The following is a 15,773-nucleotide window of genomic DNA, read 5'->3' as shown; positions in this document are numbered from 1 at the left end:
AATGGAGCTGACGAAGGAGCCGGACGCCGTCCCGCCGCCGCGCGACGCCCCCGAGGACGGCCACCTGCTGGAGGTGGACGACCTGCACGTGGAGTTCCGCGTGCGCGGCCGGGACGTCCAGGCGGTCAACGGCCTGTCCTACACCCTCGCCGAGGGCGAGACCGTCGCGATCCTTGGGGAGTCGGGGTCGGGCAAGAGCGTCGCCGCCCAGGCCGTGATGGGCATCCTGGACACCCCGCCCGCCCGGGTCACCCAGGGGTCGGTGCGGCTGCGCGGCGAGGAGTTGCTCGGGCTGCCCGAGCGCCGCCGCCGCGCGTTCCGCGGCGACCGGATCTCGATGATCTTCCAGGACGCGCTCAGCGCGCTCAACCCCGTCTTCACCGTCGGCGACCAGATCACCGAGATGTACCGGGTGCACCGCGGCCTGCGCCGCAAGCCGGCCCGGGACAAGGCCGTCGAGCTGATGGAACGGGTCAGGATCCCCTCGGCCCGGCAGCGGCTCGGCGACTACCCGCACCAGTTCTCCGGCGGGATGCGGCAGCGCATCATGATCGCGATGGCGCTGGCGCTGGAGCCCGACGTGCTCATCGCCGACGAGCCGACCACCGCGCTCGACGTCACCGTCCAGGCGCAGATCATGCGGCTGCTCGCCGAGCTCCAGGACGAGCTGCGGATGGGCCTGGTGCTGATCACCCACGACCTCGGCGTCGTCGCGGGCGTCGCCGACCGCATCGTGGTGATGTACGCCGGGTCGGTCGCCGAGCAGGCCCCCGCCCGCGAGCTGTACGCCCGGCCCGCGCACCCCTACACCGCCGGGCTGCTGGCCTCGGTGCCCCGGCTGGACCAGCGCGGCGGGCCGCTGGTGCCGATCAAGGGCGCGCCGCCGGACCCGGCCGCGCTGCCGCCCGGCTGCCCGTTCCGGCCGCGCTGCCCCCGGGCCGAGGCGGTCTGCGCCGCCGAACGGCCGCCGCTGGTCACGGTCGGTCCCGGGCACGCCGCCGCCTGCCATTTCGCCGAGGAGGTCCACGGTGCTTGCTGACCCGCCGATCCTCCAGGTCGAGGGCCTGGTCAAGCACTACCCGGTCACCCGCGGCGTGGTGGTCAAGCGCGAGGTGGGCCGGATCAAGGCCGTCGACGGCGTCGACCTCGAGCTGCGCCGCGGCGAGACCCTCGGCGTGGTCGGCGAGTCGGGCTGCGGCAAGTCGACCCTCGCCAAGCTGCTGCTGGCCGCCGAGCGCCCGACGGCCGGGACGGTCCGGTTCGACGGCCGCGACATCTTCACCCTCCCCAAGGGCGAGCTGCGGGCGCTGCGCCGCCGCGTCCAGATGGTGCTCCAGGACCCCTACTCCTCGCTCAACCCGCGGATGACGGTCGGCGACATCGTCGGCGAGCCGTTCGCGATCCACCCGGAGGTCGCGCCCAAGGGGGAGCGCCGCGCCCGCGTGCAGGAGCTGCTGGAGCTCGTCGGGCTCGACCCCGGCCACGTCAGCCGCTACCCGCACCAGTTCTCCGGCGGGCAGCGGCAGCGGGTCGGGATCGCCCGCGCGCTGGCGCTGCGCCCCGAGGTGATCGTCTGCGACGAGCCGGTGTCGGCGCTGGACGTCTCGGTGCAGGCCCAGGTGATGAACCTGCTCGGCGACCTCCAGCGCGAGCTGGGCCTGGCCTACGTGTTCATCGCGCACGACCTGGCCGCCGTCCGGCACATCTCCGACCGCATCGCGGTGATGTACCTCGGCAAGGTGGTGGAGACCGGCGACCAGTCCCGCATCTACGAGCACCCGACCCACCCCTACACCCAGGCCCTCCTGTCGGCGGTGCCGGTCCCCGACCCCGAGTTCGCGGGCTGGGCGGACCAGATCACGCTGGAGGGCGAGCCGCCGTCCCCGCTGGACCCGCCGTCCGGCTGCCGCTTCCGCACCCGCTGCTGGAAGGCCGCCGACATCTGCGCGGAGGAGGAGCCGGCGCTGGAGGCCAGGGAGGGCTCGGCCCATCCGAGCGCCTGCCACTTCGCCGCCGAGGAGACCCTGACCGCCTAGCCCCGAGGGTTCCGTAGGGTGGGGACATGGCACGCAAGAAGGACATGGCCGCGCCGCCGCCCGTCCGCTACGAGGTCGCCGGCGGAGAGGCCGAGCTACTGCGCGACTCCGAGCGCGAGGGCGGCTGGATGCTGTGCGTGGGCGGCGTGCCGCAGTCCTACGTCGACCTCGCCGACCCCACCCACCTCGACTTCGAGTACATGCGGCTGATGGGCGACCTGGCCGACTGCCTCGGCCCGCCCGGCGCACCGCTCGACGCGGTGCACGTCGGCGGGGCGGGCTGCACGCTGCCCCGCTACATCGCCGCGACCAGGCCGGGCTCCCGGCAGGTGGTGCTGGAGCCGGACGCCGAGCTGGTCCAGGTCGTCCGCGAGCGGCTGCCGGTCAAGCACGTGCCCGGCCTCAAGATCCGCATCACCGACGGGCGCACCGGGCTCGCGGCGGTCCCCGACGGGGCCGACGACCTGGTGGTGCTGGACGCCTTCGCCGAGGCGTCGATGCCGGTCGAGCTCGCCACCCGCGAGTTCGTCCTGGACGTCGAGCGGGTGCTGCGGTCGGGCGGCGCCTACATGGTCAACGTCGCGGACGGGTTCCGGCTGCCGTACGCGCGCCGGGTGGCCGCGACCGTGCGCTCGGTGTTCCGGCACACGCTGCTGCTCGCCGACCCGGGCGTGCTGCGCGGCCGGCGGTTCGGCAACCTGATCGTCGCCGCGTCGCACGCGCCGCTGCCGTCCGCCGAGCTGGGCCGCCGCGCCGCCGGCGGCATCGCGCGGGCCCGCCTGGTGGAGGGCGGCGACCTCGCCGCGTTCTGCGGCGGGGCCGCGCCGCTGCACGACGGTGAGGAGATCACTGCCCCCGTCCCGCCGCCGCAGGCGTTCGGCCGCCCATGACGGCGCGCCGGGCGTCGCCGAGATCGACGGTGACCGGATCGTCGCGATCCGCACCGTGCTGAACCCCGGCAAGCTCGCGTACGCCGCGCGGACACTGCCGCGTCCAGCGGAGCCGTCCGGTCCCTGCTGACGGCGGGAAGGAGCCGTGGCCCCGGCCACCCGTCCGGAATTGGCGTCCGAGCGCGGTATCTGGACGCCCGATATCGATGCGGCCGGCCGCTGCGATTGCGGCGGAATTGCATTCCCGGCGCGCCCCAGGCACGTGTCCGTGGGCATATCGGTCTCATCGGGCCGTTGTATGTCCCATAATCGAGCGATGGAGTCGTCCACCCGAATTCTGATTCTCGGCATGGATTCGTCGGGGAGAATTCTCCAGTTCGACCGCAACGCGGCGGGGGTCCTGGCCGCGAACCCGGACGAGCTGCTGGGGGCCCGGCTTGACCAGGTGATCGAGGGCGCGCTGGAACCGCTGCTGGAGGCGGTGCGGGCCGAGCGCGAGCGCACCGCCATGCTCACCGTCCGCACCGCGTCGGGGGCGGCCCTCGACGCGGTGGTGACCGTCCACCCGATGAGCGGCGGCGCCCCCGACCTCGCCGCGCTCGCGGTGATCCGGGTGCCGGTGCCGCTCGCCGACCGGTTCCTCGATCCGGCCGTCATCCGCCGCGCGCTGCTCGACGACGCGCTGCCCCGCATCGGCGCCACCCTCGACCTCGACCTGCTGGCCCGCGGGATGATGGACGTGCTCGTCCCGCACTTCTGCAACTCCGGTGCGCTCCTGCTGCTGGAGAGCCTGGTCGACGACGACCAGCCGCCCGGGTCCGGCGGCGAGCGGCCGCTGCGCCGGATGGCCATCGGGTTCGACGACGGCGACCCGGCCTGGGACGCTACCTTCCCCACCGGCGAGACCCTCGCCTACCCGGCCGGCACCCCCTACGTGCGGTGCATCGAAGGCGGGGAGCCGGTGCTGACCGGGCTCGGCGGCGACGGCGCGGCGCGGATCGCCGCCGACTGGCGCCGCCCGCCGGTCGCCGACCTGCTCAAGGGCGCCTCGCTGCTGCTGCTGCCGATCACCGCGGACGGCACGGTGCTCGGCTTCTTCGTGTGCACCCGCACCATCGCGCACCGGCCGTTCGACGCCTACGACGTCGAGATCGGGATGGAGTTCGCGTCCCGGGCGGCGATCTTCATCGAGAGCGCCCGCCGGTACGGCCGCGAGCGCGCGACCGCGCTCACCCTCCAGCGCAGCCTGCTGCCGACCGGGCTGTCGGCGCCGTCGCCGGTCGAGGTGCACCACCGCTACCTGCCCGGCAGCCGGCTGATCGAGGTCGGCGGCGACTGGTACGAGTCGATCGCGCTGCCCGGCGCCCGCGTCGCGCTGGTGGTCGGCGACGTCGCCGGGCACGGCGTGCGGGCCGCGGTGACGATGGGCCGGCTGCGCACCGCCATCCACACGCTCGCCGGGTTGGAGCTGCCGCCGGCCGAGGCCCTGGAGCGGCTCGACTCGCTGATGCGGACCCTGGGCGAGCGCGAACCGCACTTCGCCACCTGCGCCTACGTCGAGTACGACGCGGTCACCGGACGCTGCGAGGTGGCCAGCGCCGGGCACCTGCCGCCGCTGCTGGCCCCGCCGGACGCCGACGCCGCCTACCTCGACGTGCCGCCCGCGCCGCCGCTCGGCGTCGGCGACGGCCCGGTGTCCAGCCGCGAGTTCACCGTGGAGGACGGCACGCTGCTGTTCCTCTACACCGACGGCCTGGTGGAGAACCGGGCCCGCGACATCGACGACGGCCTGGCCCGGCTGCGCGACACGTTCGCGCGGGGCGCCGCCGCCCGCCCCCTGGAGGAGCTGTGCCAGGCCGCGCTGGACGGCGTCTACGACGACCAGCACCGTGACGACATCGCGATGCTCGTCGCCCGCCTGCACCGCATCCCCGCCGACCAGCACGCGTCCTGGGAGCTGCCCGCAGACCCGGCCGCGGTCCGCCGGGCGCGCGGGCTGATCCGCGACCGGCTGTCCCGCTGGGGGCTGGACGAGATGGCCGACTCCACCGTCCTGCTCGCCTCCGAGCTGGTCACCAACGCGATCCGGCACACCGGCGGCCGGATCACGCTGCGGCTGGTCCGCGAGGGCGGGCTGGTCTGCGAGGTCTTCGACTCCTCCGACGGGCGCCCGCGCATCCGCCACCACGACGACGCGGGCGCGGCCGAGACGGGCCGCGGCCTGCACGTGGTCGGACGGCTCGCGCAGCGGTGGGGCGTCCGGCGCACCGCCACGGGCAAGGCCGTGTGGTGCGAGCAGGCGCTCCCGTAGCAGCCGGTTCCGCCGCTCCGGCCGCATCCGGCCTCCCGGGCGGACGGGCGCGGGTCAGCGCAGGACCGAGATGTGCACGTGGTCGTAGTGGTTCTGGGTGAGGCTGCCGCGGTCCTCCATCGGCCGCCAGCCGCCGCCCCGCACGTTCCAGATGTGCTGCCTCCAGATGACGTAGGAGATGCCGAGGCGCCGCGCGTTGCCGATGGCGTACGCGGCCACCTGGTCGCCGTGCCGCCGCGCGCCCGCGCTCGGCATCCGGCCCGCGGTGCTCTCCATGAAGTCGCAGGCGCGGCCGACGCCGTGGTCCTGCGGATCGCCCGCGCCCCGGTAGCAGCCGATGGTGGGGAACGGGCCGAACATCCCGTCGACGGCCAGCACCACGGCGCGCATCGTGGGCGTCATCATGTTGCCGCTGACCGGTGAGCGCGCCCCGCTCGCCCCGTCGGGCCGTCCGGTCACCTTCGGCGGCGCCTTGGGTCGCGCGGCCTTGGCGGGGGCGGTGCGGGCCCCCGGCAGCACGGCGACCTTCGTCCCGCGCGGCAGGATGGCCTTGAGGGTCTTGGCGAGCTTGCCCGCGTCGGCCTTGGGGGCGCTCAGCACCAGCCCGTTCCCGTCCGGCATGCCGAGGGCGCGGGCCTGGGCCCGGGAGACGACCGCGTCGACGTCGCCGATGCCCATCGTGGCGTAGGCGCCGACCCGCACCTGTCCGGGCCGGGAGCTGCTGCCCGCGGGCACCACCTGGCCGAGCGGCATCGAACCGTCCCGGCTCAGGTCGAACGACACGGCGAGGCCGCCGGTCGCTACGGTCTGCCAGAGCTGGTCGGACTCGGCGGTCTGCTGGGGCGCGAAGGCCCGGAACGTGGACGGGTCGACGCCGAGCAGCCCGACCTGCCGCCCGCCGACCTGCGCGCGGGCCGCGTCGACGACCGCGACGCCCGCCACGCCCTTGATCCGGCCTGCCCGCGCCACCACGGCCGGCGTCAGCGGGGCGGTTCCGGCGATCAGCACGTGCGGGGTGAGCCGCCGGGTGAGCGGTGCGACCGCGGCGGGCGGGGGAGCGGGCTCCCGGGCCACCGAGACCAGCCCGCCCCGGTCCTCGGGACGGGCGCCGCCGGTGTCGTCCACCCGGCCCGAGACGATCACCGCGACGTCGACGGCCAGCGTGATCGCGACCGCCGCGGCCACCACCGCCGGCAGCGCCTTGCCGCGGCGCCTCCTGCCGCCCCGTCCGCCGCGTCCGCCGCGCCCGTCCGCCGCGTCCCTGCCCCCGCGCATCCGCACTTGGTCGCCGACCCCTTCGAAGCGTGATCCGGCCACGGCGGAACCGCGACCGGCGGAGTGAGGGGCGGGCTCGGCTCCGTTCGATCCTCTGCGCGGCATCCTAGACAGCGCCGCGGACGGTGGCCAGCCGGGCCCGGCGGCCGGATCGCGCGGCGGCGCCTCCGCGGCGCCATGAGTCGGTAATCAGTAAATCTCCGCTAAAGCGCGGAATCCGATGAAATTCTTCGATTTCTCGGCCAATTTTGATGCACTTACTTCGGAAATTCGTCGCCCGTCTGGTGACATGACCGATACCCGTGCGAGAGATTTCACACTGAAAAGGCGACGGAATTATTCAAGTGCGGGATCCTTGTCCCGGGCGGCCGTGGTCGCGGCTAGCCGACCTCCCCGCAGGACGCCCGGTCAGATGGGCCCCGACCCATCCAAACCCGGAACAAGCAGGAGGAACGCGTGCGACAGAGCATCCGAGCAACACTGATCAGCACGGCGATGGCAGCCGCCGTCGTCACGGGAATGGGCATGACGCCCGCGACGGCGAGCACCGTTCCGGCGCGCCAGGCGGCCGTGCAGAGTTCGACCGTGGCCGCCCCCGCGGCCCGCGTCGACCACTACGCCAAGGGAAAGGTGACCTCCCGCGGCAGGCTGGCGATCCGCGCCATGCCCACCACCCACTCCAGGCGCCTGGGCTGGCTGCGGTCGGGCCAGATCGTCGATATCAAATGCTGGACCTGGGGCGAGTCGGTCAAGGGCGACCGCAGATGGTACCGGCTCGGCATCTCCACCAAGGAATGGGTCGCGGGCCGGTACATCCGGATCGTGAAGGGCAAGGTCCCGCACTGCTAGACGATGTCCTCACGCCTCACCGGCCGGCCGAGGCTCCAGGCCGGTGACCTGCCGCCGGGCCGACGGCCCGCCGGCGGTGACGAGGACATGGCCTCCGGCGCGCTTCCCGCGCCGGAGGCCGCGCCCCGGACGCTGTGATCACCCGTCCGTGAGGTGCCGGGCCCGGTCTCCGCCCCGCTGCGATGTATTGGCATCCGCAGTGTCGATCGGCCGCGGACACGGGTATTCACCAGAAATGGGCGCCCGGAGCATCGCCATGCCGGGAATCTCCTTCTATGCTTTTCGGTGAAGTCGACCTTCGTACCCGTGTGCCCGAAGGAGTTGTCGTGCCCCATATCCCCCTGAACAGCGACGCAGTCGGGATCGGCTCCCTATTCGAATACCGGCCCGAGACCGCCCGGCCCATGTCCGAGCTGGCCGAGATCCTGCTGCGCGGGCCGAGCACGCTGAGCCGCGGCGAACGGGAACTGATCGCCTCCTACGTCTCCCGGCTCAACGACTGCGACTTCTGCACCTCCTCGCACGCGGCGTTCGCGGCGGCCCAGCTCCCGGAGGGGATGCCGCTGGTGGACCAGGTCCGCGCCGATGCTGCCAGCGCCCCGATACCGGACAAGCTGAAGGCGCTGTTGCAGGTGGCGGCCGCCGTCCAGCGCGGCGGCAAGCACGTGCAGGACGAGGACGTGGCCGCCGCCCGGAAGGCCGGCGCGACCGACATCGAGATCCACGACACGGTCCTCATCGCCGCGGCGTTCTGCATGTTCAACCGCTATGTCGACGGCCTGGCGACCACCGTCCCGAAGGACCCGAGCGGTTATGTCTCGGCCGCCGACGTCATCGTGAGCGCCGGCTACCTGGGCCTCCTGGGGCAGGGGGACGAACAGCCCGCCTGACGCGGGCGAGTGACGCGCGAACGCCCTCCGCGCCAATGCCGGTTCCCAACTCGCGGCGCGGCGCTTCGCAATTCGGCCGCTAATGAATCCGCGCCGGTGTTCGGCCGTAATCGGCCGGACCTGCTCCCGCCCGAAGGTGATGGGCGCCGGCCACCGGCGCCGACACGGCACCGTTCGCGACACCGGTCCCTCGCCGCCGAGCGGCGGGGCGTGACCGGGCGTCCTGCTGCCGTTCCCGACGGCGGATCGCGCTCCGCATGCTCGGAGATGCCGCGGTGATCGCGGACGGGCAGGGTGGGGGACGGGCGGCGTTCGTCGCCGGCCCCGGGAACACGCCGCCGAGCGGGGAAGGAGGGGCGGTGAGCACTTCGGAGGTCGATTTCGTTCCGGTTCCGGTGCCGCGGCCGAACGGGAGGGCGGCCGGGGCCCGGCCGGCACCGCCCGCCGCGCCACCGGAGACCGCCCGGACCATGGCGGGCCTGCGCGAGCAGCGCGAGCGGCTGAGCGCCGCCACGATCGCCGGGCGCGAGGAGGCGGTCGAGCGGCAGCACGCGCTCGGCAAGCGGACCGCCCGCGAGCGGCTCGACCTGCTGCTGGACGCGGACTCGTTCGTCGAGATCGAGATGCACCGGCGGCACCGCGCCCGCGGCATGAAGATCAGCGAGAACCGGCCGGCCACCGACGGCGTGGTCGCCGGATCCGGCACGGTCCACGGCCGCCGGGTGTTCGTCTACGTCCAGGACTTCACCGTGTTCGGCGGGTCGCTCGGCGAGGCGCACGCCGAGAAGATCCACAAGGTGATGGACCTGGCGCTGGCGAACGGCGCCCCCCTCATCGGGCTGAACGACAGCGGTGGTGCCCGGATCCAGGAGGGCGTGATGTCCCTGAACGGGTACGGCGGGATCTTCTACCGCAACGTCCAGGCGTCGGGGGTGATCCCGCAGATCAGCGTGGTGCTCGGGCCGTGCGCCGGGGGCGCGGCCTACTCGCCCGCGCTGACCGACTTCACCTTCATGGTGCGGGACACCGCGCATCTCTACCTGACCGGACCCGACGTGGTCGAGGCGGTCAGCGGCACGCGGGTCACGCACGCCGAGCTCGGCGGGGCGGAGGTGCACGGCGGCCGGTCGGGCGTGGCCACGTTCGTCCACGACGACGAGGAGACCTGCCTGGAGGAGGTGCGCTACCTCGTGTCGCTGCTGCCCGCCAACAACCTGGAGCCGGCGCCCGCCGGCGGGTCGTGCGGCGCGACGGCCGACCGGAGGCCGCGGCTGGCCGAGATCGTGCCGGTCGAGCCGAACCGGCCGTACGACATGCGCGAGGTGATCGCCGAGATCGTCGACGAGGAGGACTTCGTCGAACTGCACGAGGGTTGGGCGAAGAACGTGATCTGCGCGCTCGCCCGCATCGACGGCGAGGTCGCGGGTGTGGTCGCCAACCAGCCGATGGTGCTGGCCGGGGTGCTGGACGCGGACGCGGCGCAGAAGGCGGCGCGGTTCGTGCGGTTCTGCGATGCGTTCGGGATCCCGCTGGTGACGCTGGTGGACGTGCCGGGGTTCCTGCCGGGCGTCGACCAGGAGCACGCGGGGGTCATCCGGCATGGCGCCAAGCTGCTGTACGCCTACTGCGAGGCGACGGTGCCCCGGGTGCAGGTGATCGTCCGGAAGGCCTACGGCGGCGCGTACATCGTGATGGACTCCCGGTCGGTCGGCTGTGACCTCTCGCTGGTCTGGCCGACCAACGAGATCGCGGTCATGGGCGCGGAGGGCGCGGTGAACGTGCTGTTCCGCCGGGAGCTGGCCGCCGCGGCCGATCCCGCGGGGCTGCGCGCGGAACTCATCGCCGAGTACTCCGACCAGCTCATGCACCCGTACTACGCCGCCGAGCTGGGACTGGTGGACGACGTGATCGATCCGGCGGACACGCGCGCGGCGGTCGCCCGCGGCCTGGCCATGCTGCGGGAGAAGCGGCGGGCCGGCCCGCAGCGCAAGCACGGCAACATCCCGCTGTAGCGGGGCTCACCTCGCCGCGGTGGCCATCGCCGCGGCGACCTCCTGGGCGAAGCGCGCAGCGGAGGCCGCCACCGAGGCGGCGGCGTCGTCGTGGGCGTCCCCGGCCCCGGCCATCAGCGAGACCAGTTGGGACTCGAAGCAGTGGTCGGCGTCGTACGGGCCGATCAGGTACGCGCCCAGCTCCAGGGTGATCAGCCCGTGCGTCGCGCTCCACATGTGGTGCGCGACCAGCTCGGCGTCCGCGGGCCGGAACCGTCCCGCGGAGATGCAGCGGCCCGCGCACTCGACGATGGTGCCCAGCGTGTAGCGCCCGTGGCGGCGGTCGGCCTCGCTCAGGGTGAAGCCGCTCGGTGCCGCGCCGCCGAACATCACCGCGTACAGGTGCGAGTTGGCCAGCGCGTTGTGCCGGTACGCACGGCCGAGCAGCGCGAGGTCGGCCACCGGGTCCGCGGTGGCGCGCACCTGCGTGAGATGGCGCTGGAGCCGGGCGAAGCCCTCGTACACCATCTCCCGCACGAGCTCGCCCATCGAGCCGAAGTGCGTGTAGACGACCATCGTCGAGCTGCGCGTCTCGGCGGCGATCCGCCGCGTGCTGAGCGCCTGCGGGCCCTCGTCGGCCAGGAGCCGGGCGGCGATGTCGATGATGTCTGTGCGGACCTGCGGGTCCAGCCGTCGCGGACTCATATTGACAGTGTTACATAACGCCGATATTGTTTCTCACAACACTGTTATGCGACGTGTCCCGCGAGATGTGGCCACGGGGCGCGGCTCCGAGAGGGGGCTGGTGCGATGACCGCCGGTGTTCGCGGAGGAGACCCGGGAACGGGGCTGACCGCCCCGGCCGGGGGGCCGGCGGCGCACGACGTGCTCAGCGTGCAGGGGGCCCTCCCCGCCGGGCTCGACGGCTGCTTCCTCCTCTCCGGCGCGCATCCGGTGACCGCCGCCCGATCCTGTGGAGGCGCCGTCGCGGGGCCGCACGTCTTCTCGGGCATCCGGCTCGGGGGCGGAGAGGCGTGGTGGCTCCGAGCCGAACTGCCCGTCCGGCGCGACGACCCGCTCGGCCCGGTTCCGGCGCTGGCACCGTCGCTGTGGTTCGCGGACCGCCGTCCTTCAGGCGGGGAGGGGCCGGGGCCCGCCGCATTCGCGCGGCCCGTCCGCGAGGCCGGGGGGACGCACTGGCACACCATCGCCACGTATCCGGGCCTCGACCAGGCCGAGCACCTGGTGGCGGCCCCTGACGGCGCCATCGTGCGGGCCGAGCCGTTCTCGCTCCCCGGTGCGCCGCTCATGCAGGCGGTCGGGCTGACCCGCCGGTACGTGGTGGTCCTCGACCTGCCCGTCGTCCATTCCCGGGCCGCGGAACTCATCGGCGCCCGCCTGCCCTATGTCTGGAAGCCCGGCCGGCCCGCGCGCATCGGCCTCCTGCCGCGCGACGCGCAGGGGGCGGAGCCGAGGTGGACGCAGATCGAGCCCTGTTACGTCCCCCACGTGGTGAACGCCTATGACGACGGCGACCAGGTCGTCCTGGACGGCGTTTCCCGCGCTCGGGCGTTCTCTTCACCGGAGGAACCGGATCGGCCGCATCTTCGTCGCTGGGTGCTCGATGCCGCCACCGGGTCGGTGACCACGCGCCGGTTGGTCGACGGGCTGGAGACGGCCGTCCTCGACGAGCGGGCGTCCGGTCGTGCCGGCCGGTTCGTGTTCGGGACCGCGAACTCGGCGGACGGGCCCCGGATCGTCGTGCACGACCTCGCGACCGGCCTGTCCGGCGAGCACGCGCTCCGGCCGGGGCTGCGCGTCGGCCGGCCGGTGTTCGCGCCGGATCCGCACTGTGCGCAGGAGGGGGCGGGCTGGCTGGTGGTGCCCGTCCAGGACGCCGCGCGCCGGTGCGGCGAGCTGCGGGTGTTCGACGCGCTCGCCGTGGGCGGGCCCCCGCGGGCGGTGGTGCGGCTGCCGGTCGCGGCGCCGGCCGGATGGCGGACGGCCTGGTGCGCGGCGTCCGTCCCGGAGACGGTCACCGGGTGAACCCCCGTGGCCGGCGGGCCGCCGCCGGCCGCTCCGCCACATCGGGCGCGGGCCCTTTCGGTATTCTCCGGGCGGGTGTTATTTATTATCGCCGGTGCTTTAGAGCAATCTGGAAGATGCCCCGGCCGGACATTGCGGGTAAGGCGCAGAAGGGCAATTCGGAAGAAGTCAAAAGGTCGCGCAATATGTGATGCTCATGGTCGCAGGTACCTCTCGTCTGACGAAAGGAAGAGCGAATCATGACGTCTCTGGAGACTCTGAACCTGGAGATCGACGGGCCGCGGGCCACGATCGAGTTGAACCGCCCGGACAAGAAGAACGCGATGAACCCGCAGATGCACCGGGACATGAACCGGGCCCTGGACCTGATCGAGGCGGACGGAAACGTCAAGGCGGTCGTGGCGACCGGCAAGGGCGACAGCTTCAGCGCCGGAATGGACCTGGAGGAGTGCTTCCTCAGGCCGTTCGACGACCCGATGGAGTTCTACCGCACCAACAAGGTGGCGCTCGACTGGTTCATGCGCATCAAGGCGTTCCCGGCGGTGACCGTGGCCAAGGTGAACGGGCTCTCCTTCGGCGGCGGGGTGCTGCTGGCGGGGCTCTGCGACCTGGCGATCGCGTCCGAGAAGGCGCTGTTCGGCCTCTCGGAGATCAACTTCGGCATCTTCCCGGCGGGCGGCGCCACCTGGGCGACGGCCCACAACCTGCCCCGCAAGGCGGCGCTCTACTACATCCTGACCGGCGACCGGTTCACCGGGACGCAGGCGGCCGAGTACGGGCTGGTGAACAAGGCCGTGCCGCACGACCGGCTCGACGCGGAGACCGACCGCCTCGTCGGCATGCTCGTCAACAAGAACCCCGTCACCCTGGCCCTGGCGAAGCAGGTCTACGAGCACAACCGGGCCACCGACCTGCCCGCGGCGATCGACTACGACCAGGCGAAGCTCTGGGAGCTGTCCCGGCTGACCTCCAATGAGTGGATCAACGTCGCCCTGAAGCAGTTCGAGAAGCGCGCCTACCAGCCCGGCCTCAAGACCTACCAGCGCGCGGAGGTCCCGTCATGATCTTCACGGGCCCGCACCCGCCCGTGGACGTGCCCGCGACGTCCCTGACGTCCTTCGTGCTGGGCCGGGCGGAGCGGCACGCCGGCCGGACCGCGGTCGTCGACGTCGCGGGGGCCCGCGAGTACACCTACGGGGGGTTCGCGTCGGCGGTGCGGCGGGCCGCCACCGGGCTGCACGCCCGCGGCTTCCGCAAGGGCGACGTGCTGGCCATGCTCGCGCCGAACGTGCCCGAGTACCCGATCGCCTTCCACGCCGCCGCGATGGCGGGCGGGACGGTGGTGCTGCTCAACCCGCTCGACACGCCGGACGAGCTCACCGCCCATCTCAACGACGCCGGCGCGCGGCTGCTGGTGGTCTCCCCGGCCGAGGCGGCCAAGGCGGCGGCGCTCGCCGCCCGGACGAAGGTGGAGGAGGTCCTGGTGTTCGGGGAGGCGGCCGGCGCGACGCCGTTCGCCGCGCTGCTCGGCGCCGACGGCCCGCCCGAGCCGTCCATCGACCCCGCGGACGACGTGGTGGCCCTCCTGCATTCCAGCGGGAGCACCGGCACCCCCAAGGGGGTGATGCTGACGCACCGCAACATGGTCGCGAACGTGCTTCAGATCAGCCTGGGCGCGCCGAACGCCGAGGACGAGAAGGTCCTCGCCGTGCCGCCGTTCCACCATGCCTTCGGCCTCATCATGGCGATGAACGCGAGCCTGCTCCAGGGCTCGACGATCGTGACGATGCCGCGCTTCGACCCCGAGGCGTACCTGGCGGCGATCCAGGAGCACCGCATCACGCGGTTGTTCATCGTGCCGACGATCGCCGTCCTGCTCGCGAAGAGCCCGCTGGTGGACCGGTACGACCTCTCCTCGGTCCGCTCGATCGTCAGCGGCGGCGCCGCGCTGGACCCGGGGATCGCGCGCCGCGTGCGGGACCGAATCGGATGCCGGATCAACCAGGGGTACGGGCTCACCGAGGCGCTGGTGTCGTTCATGCAGCTCGACGGGTCCGTGGCGAACGCGTCGGTCGGCCGGAACACGCCGAACATCGAATGCAGGATCGTCGACGTGGAGACGGGCGCGGAGCGGGGGCGCGGGCACACCGGCGAGATCCTGATCCGGGGACCCCATGTCATGAAGGGCTACCTCAACGCCGAGGAGGCCACGCGGGAGGTGCTGGACCCGGACGGGTTCCTGCACACCGGCGACCTCGGCTACATGGACGACGACGGGCAGCTCTTCCTCGTCGACCGGCTCAAGGAGCTCATCAAGTACAAGGGGCAGCAGGTGTCCCCGGTCGAGCTCGAAACCCTCCTCCAGGCGCACCCCAAGGTCGCCGACGCCGCGGTGATCGGGGTGCCGGACGAGGAGGCGAGCGAGATCCCGAAGGGCTTCGTGGTCGCGCGGGAGCCGGTCACCCCCGAAGAGCTCATGTCCTACATCGCCGAGCGCGTCGCGCCGTACAAGAAGATCCGGCGGCTCGAGTTCGTCGACGAGATTCCCCGGACGCCGGTCGGAAAGATAGCCCGGCGTGCCCTGAAGGAACGCGACCCCGCCGCCTGACGCGCCTTTCCCGCCGCGAATGGGCAAGCGGGGAGAACGATTTTCCGAAGAATCCTGGCACGCTGATAGTGAATGGTTCCCGAGCAGCAGCCGGGTAGCAGCGATCACCATTCAACGACATTGGAGGCCGGTCCGCAGGTTCACCGGCATTTCCTGAGGAGGTCTGATGACTCTTCCCACGGTCGTCTCCAGGGAAGAATGGCTGGAGGCCCGCAGGGCCCTGCTGGAGAAAGAGAAGGAGGTCACGCACGCACGCGATGTGATCGCGGCGGAACGCCGCAAGCTGCCGATGGTCAAGGTGGAGAAGGACTACCGCTTCGAGGGCCCGCACGGCACGGTCACGCTGCTCGATCTGTTCGAGGGACGCCGCCAGCTCGTCGTGCGGCACTTCATGTTCGCCCCGGACGCGGACGAGGGCTGCATCGGCTGCTCGATGCAGGCCGACAGCGTCGGCGAGCTCGCGCACCTGTGGGCGCGGGACACCACGTTCGTCCTGGTCTCCCGGGCGCCGCTGCCGAAGCTCGAGTCGTTCAAGGCCCGGATGGGCTGGAACCTGCCGTGGTACTCGTCGTACGGCAGCGACTTCAACTACGACCACGAGGTCACGACCGAGCAGGGCGAGTCGCCCGGGGTGAGCGCGTTCCTCCGGGACGGCGACGAGGTCTTCTTCACCTACTCGATCTTCGATCGGGGCGGGGAGATCTTCAAGAGTTTCTACAACTACCTGGACATCACCCACCTCGGGCGGCAGGAGGACCAGCTCGACCACCCCTGGGACTGGTGGCGCCACAAGGACCGGTACGAGGCGGAGGACTCGACCGGCCCCGGCGACAACTGGTGGAACGGCACCAGGTTCCAGTCATAGCCCTACGAACCG

General features: G+C 72.6%; 14 protein-coding genes. 12 read left to right on the top strand and 2 right to left on the bottom strand.

The window, feature by feature from the left end; all coding sequences use genetic code 11:
- Position 1: 1 nt before the first annotated feature.
- From QP090_RS34895 to QP090_RS34880, 4 genes are all read left to right on the top strand, one after another.
- Positions 2-1,039 carry an ABC transporter ATP-binding protein gene (locus tag QP090_RS34895; RefSeq protein ID WP_285944008.1) on the top strand — a complete coding sequence of 346 codons (1,038 nt, stop codon included), beginning with the start codon at positions 2-4 and terminating at the stop codon, positions 1,037-1,039.
- Positions 1,029-2,036, top strand: a complete 1,008-nt coding sequence (locus QP090_RS34890; RefSeq protein ID WP_285944007.1) for an ABC transporter ATP-binding protein — start codon at positions 1,029-1,031, stop codon at positions 2,034-2,036. Before QP090_RS34895 ends, QP090_RS34890 begins: the two co-directional genes overlap by 11 nt.
- Before the next feature lie 26 nt (positions 2,037-2,062).
- A complete protein-coding gene (locus tag QP090_RS34885) occupies positions 2,063-2,926 on the top strand; it encodes a spermidine synthase (protein ID WP_285944006.1) in 864 nt (287 codons plus the stop codon).
- A gap of 349 nt (positions 2,927-3,275) precedes the next feature.
- Complete coding sequence (locus QP090_RS34880) at positions 3,276-5,237, top strand: ATP-binding SpoIIE family protein phosphatase (RefSeq protein ID WP_285944005.1); 1,962 nt, start codon at positions 3,276-3,278, stop codon at positions 5,235-5,237.
- A gap of 54 nt (positions 5,238-5,291) precedes the next feature.
- Here QP090_RS34880 and QP090_RS34875 read toward each other — a convergent pair whose 3' ends face one another.
- On the bottom strand, positions 5,292-6,512 hold the full coding sequence (locus QP090_RS34875; RefSeq protein WP_285944004.1) for a VldE C-terminal domain-containing protein: 1,221 nt from the start codon (positions 6,510-6,512) through the stop codon (positions 5,292-5,294).
- 456 nt (positions 6,513-6,968) lie between these two features.
- On the opposite strand from QP090_RS34875, the gene QP090_RS34870 reads away from it, so the two are divergent.
- From QP090_RS34870 to QP090_RS34855, 4 genes are all read left to right on the top strand, one after another.
- The gene (locus QP090_RS34870; protein ID WP_285944003.1) at positions 6,969-7,361 is read left to right on the top strand and encodes a hypothetical protein; all 393 of its coding nucleotides are present in this window, start codon (positions 6,969-6,971) and stop codon (positions 7,359-7,361) included.
- Between the two features lie 3 nt (positions 7,362-7,364).
- The gene (locus QP090_RS34865) at positions 7,365-7,499 is read left to right on the top strand and encodes a hypothetical protein (protein WP_285944002.1); all 135 of its coding nucleotides are present in this window, start codon (positions 7,365-7,367) and stop codon (positions 7,497-7,499) included.
- A 188-nt stretch (positions 7,500-7,687) separates the two neighbouring features.
- Positions 7,688-8,251: a carboxymuconolactone decarboxylase family protein gene (locus QP090_RS34860; protein ID WP_285944001.1), complete on the top strand. Its 564-nt coding sequence runs from the start codon at positions 7,688-7,690 to the stop codon at positions 8,249-8,251.
- A gap of 470 nt (positions 8,252-8,721) precedes the next feature.
- A complete protein-coding gene (locus QP090_RS34855) occupies positions 8,722-10,263 on the top strand; it encodes an acyl-CoA carboxylase subunit beta (RefSeq protein ID WP_432763111.1) in 1,542 nt (513 codons plus the stop codon).
- Between the two features lie 6 nt (positions 10,264-10,269).
- Here QP090_RS34855 and QP090_RS34850 read toward each other — a convergent pair whose 3' ends face one another.
- Complete coding sequence (locus QP090_RS34850) at positions 10,270-10,947, bottom strand: TetR/AcrR family transcriptional regulator (RefSeq protein ID WP_285943999.1); 678 nt, start codon at positions 10,945-10,947, stop codon at positions 10,270-10,272.
- 105 nt (positions 10,948-11,052) lie between these two features.
- On the opposite strand from QP090_RS34850, the gene QP090_RS34845 reads away from it, so the two are divergent.
- The 4 genes from QP090_RS34845 to QP090_RS34830 all read left to right on the top strand — a co-directional run bounded on the left by QP090_RS34845 (position 11,053) and on the right by QP090_RS34830 (position 15,761).
- Positions 11,053-12,288, top strand: coding sequence for a carotenoid oxygenase family protein (locus tag QP090_RS34845; protein WP_285943998.1), 1,236 nt, complete (start codon positions 11,053-11,055; stop codon positions 12,286-12,288).
- A 239-nt stretch (positions 12,289-12,527) separates the two neighbouring features.
- A complete protein-coding gene (locus QP090_RS34840; RefSeq protein ID WP_285943997.1) occupies positions 12,528-13,352 on the top strand; it encodes a p-hydroxycinnamoyl CoA hydratase/lyase in 825 nt (274 codons plus the stop codon).
- Positions 13,349-14,896, top strand: coding sequence for an AMP-binding protein (locus QP090_RS34835; RefSeq protein WP_285943996.1), 1,548 nt, complete (start codon positions 13,349-13,351; stop codon positions 14,894-14,896). Before QP090_RS34840 ends, QP090_RS34835 begins: the two co-directional genes overlap by 4 nt.
- 166 nt (positions 14,897-15,062) lie before the next feature.
- Entirely contained in the window at positions 15,063-15,761 is a 699-nt protein-coding gene (locus QP090_RS34830) for a DUF899 domain-containing protein (RefSeq protein WP_285943995.1), read from the top strand.
- Positions 15,762-15,773 lie beyond the last annotated feature (12 nt).

Origin of the sequence: Actinomadura xylanilytica, assembly GCF_030283145.1 — a bacterium.
Taxonomy (GTDB): domain Bacteria; phylum Actinomycetota; class Actinomycetes; order Streptosporangiales; family Streptosporangiaceae; genus Spirillospora; species Spirillospora xylanilytica.
This window is presented reverse-complemented; position numbering and strand designations above follow the sequence as displayed.

What these genes read in the sequence shown, in the direction of transcription:
- QP090_RS34895 (WP_285944008.1), top strand. Translation starts at nt 2, where the DNA reads ATGGAGCTGACGAAGGAGCCGGACGCCGTCCCGCCGCCGCGCGACGCC.
- QP090_RS34865 (WP_285944002.1), top strand. Translation starts at nt 7,365, where the DNA reads ATGTCCTCACGCCTCACCGGCCGGCCGAGGCTCCAGGCCGGTGACCTG.
- QP090_RS34835 (WP_285943996.1), top strand. Translation starts at nt 13,349, where the DNA reads ATGATCTTCACGGGCCCGCACCCGCCCGTGGACGTGCCCGCGACGTCC.
- QP090_RS34840 (WP_285943997.1), top strand. Translation starts at nt 12,528, where the DNA reads ATGACGTCTCTGGAGACTCTGAACCTGGAGATCGACGGGCCGCGGGCC.
- QP090_RS34845 (WP_285943998.1), top strand. Translation starts at nt 11,053, where the DNA reads ATGACCGCCGGTGTTCGCGGAGGAGACCCGGGAACGGGGCTGACCGCC.
- QP090_RS34850 (WP_285943999.1), bottom strand. Translation starts at nt 10,947, where the DNA reads ATGAGTCCGCGACGGCTGGACCCGCAGGTCCGCACAGACATCATCGAC.
- QP090_RS34875 (WP_285944004.1), bottom strand. Translation starts at nt 6,512, where the DNA reads ATGCGCGGGGGCAGGGACGCGGCGGACGGGCGCGGCGGACGCGGCGGA.
- QP090_RS34885 (WP_285944006.1), top strand. Translation starts at nt 2,063, where the DNA reads ATGGCACGCAAGAAGGACATGGCCGCGCCGCCGCCCGTCCGCTACGAG.
- QP090_RS34855 (WP_432763111.1), top strand. Translation starts at nt 8,722, where the DNA reads ATGGCGGGCCTGCGCGAGCAGCGCGAGCGGCTGAGCGCCGCCACGATC.
- QP090_RS34830 (WP_285943995.1), top strand. Translation starts at nt 15,063, where the DNA reads ATGACTCTTCCCACGGTCGTCTCCAGGGAAGAATGGCTGGAGGCCCGC.
- QP090_RS34880 (WP_285944005.1), top strand. Translation starts at nt 3,276, where the DNA reads ATGGATTCGTCGGGGAGAATTCTCCAGTTCGACCGCAACGCGGCGGGG.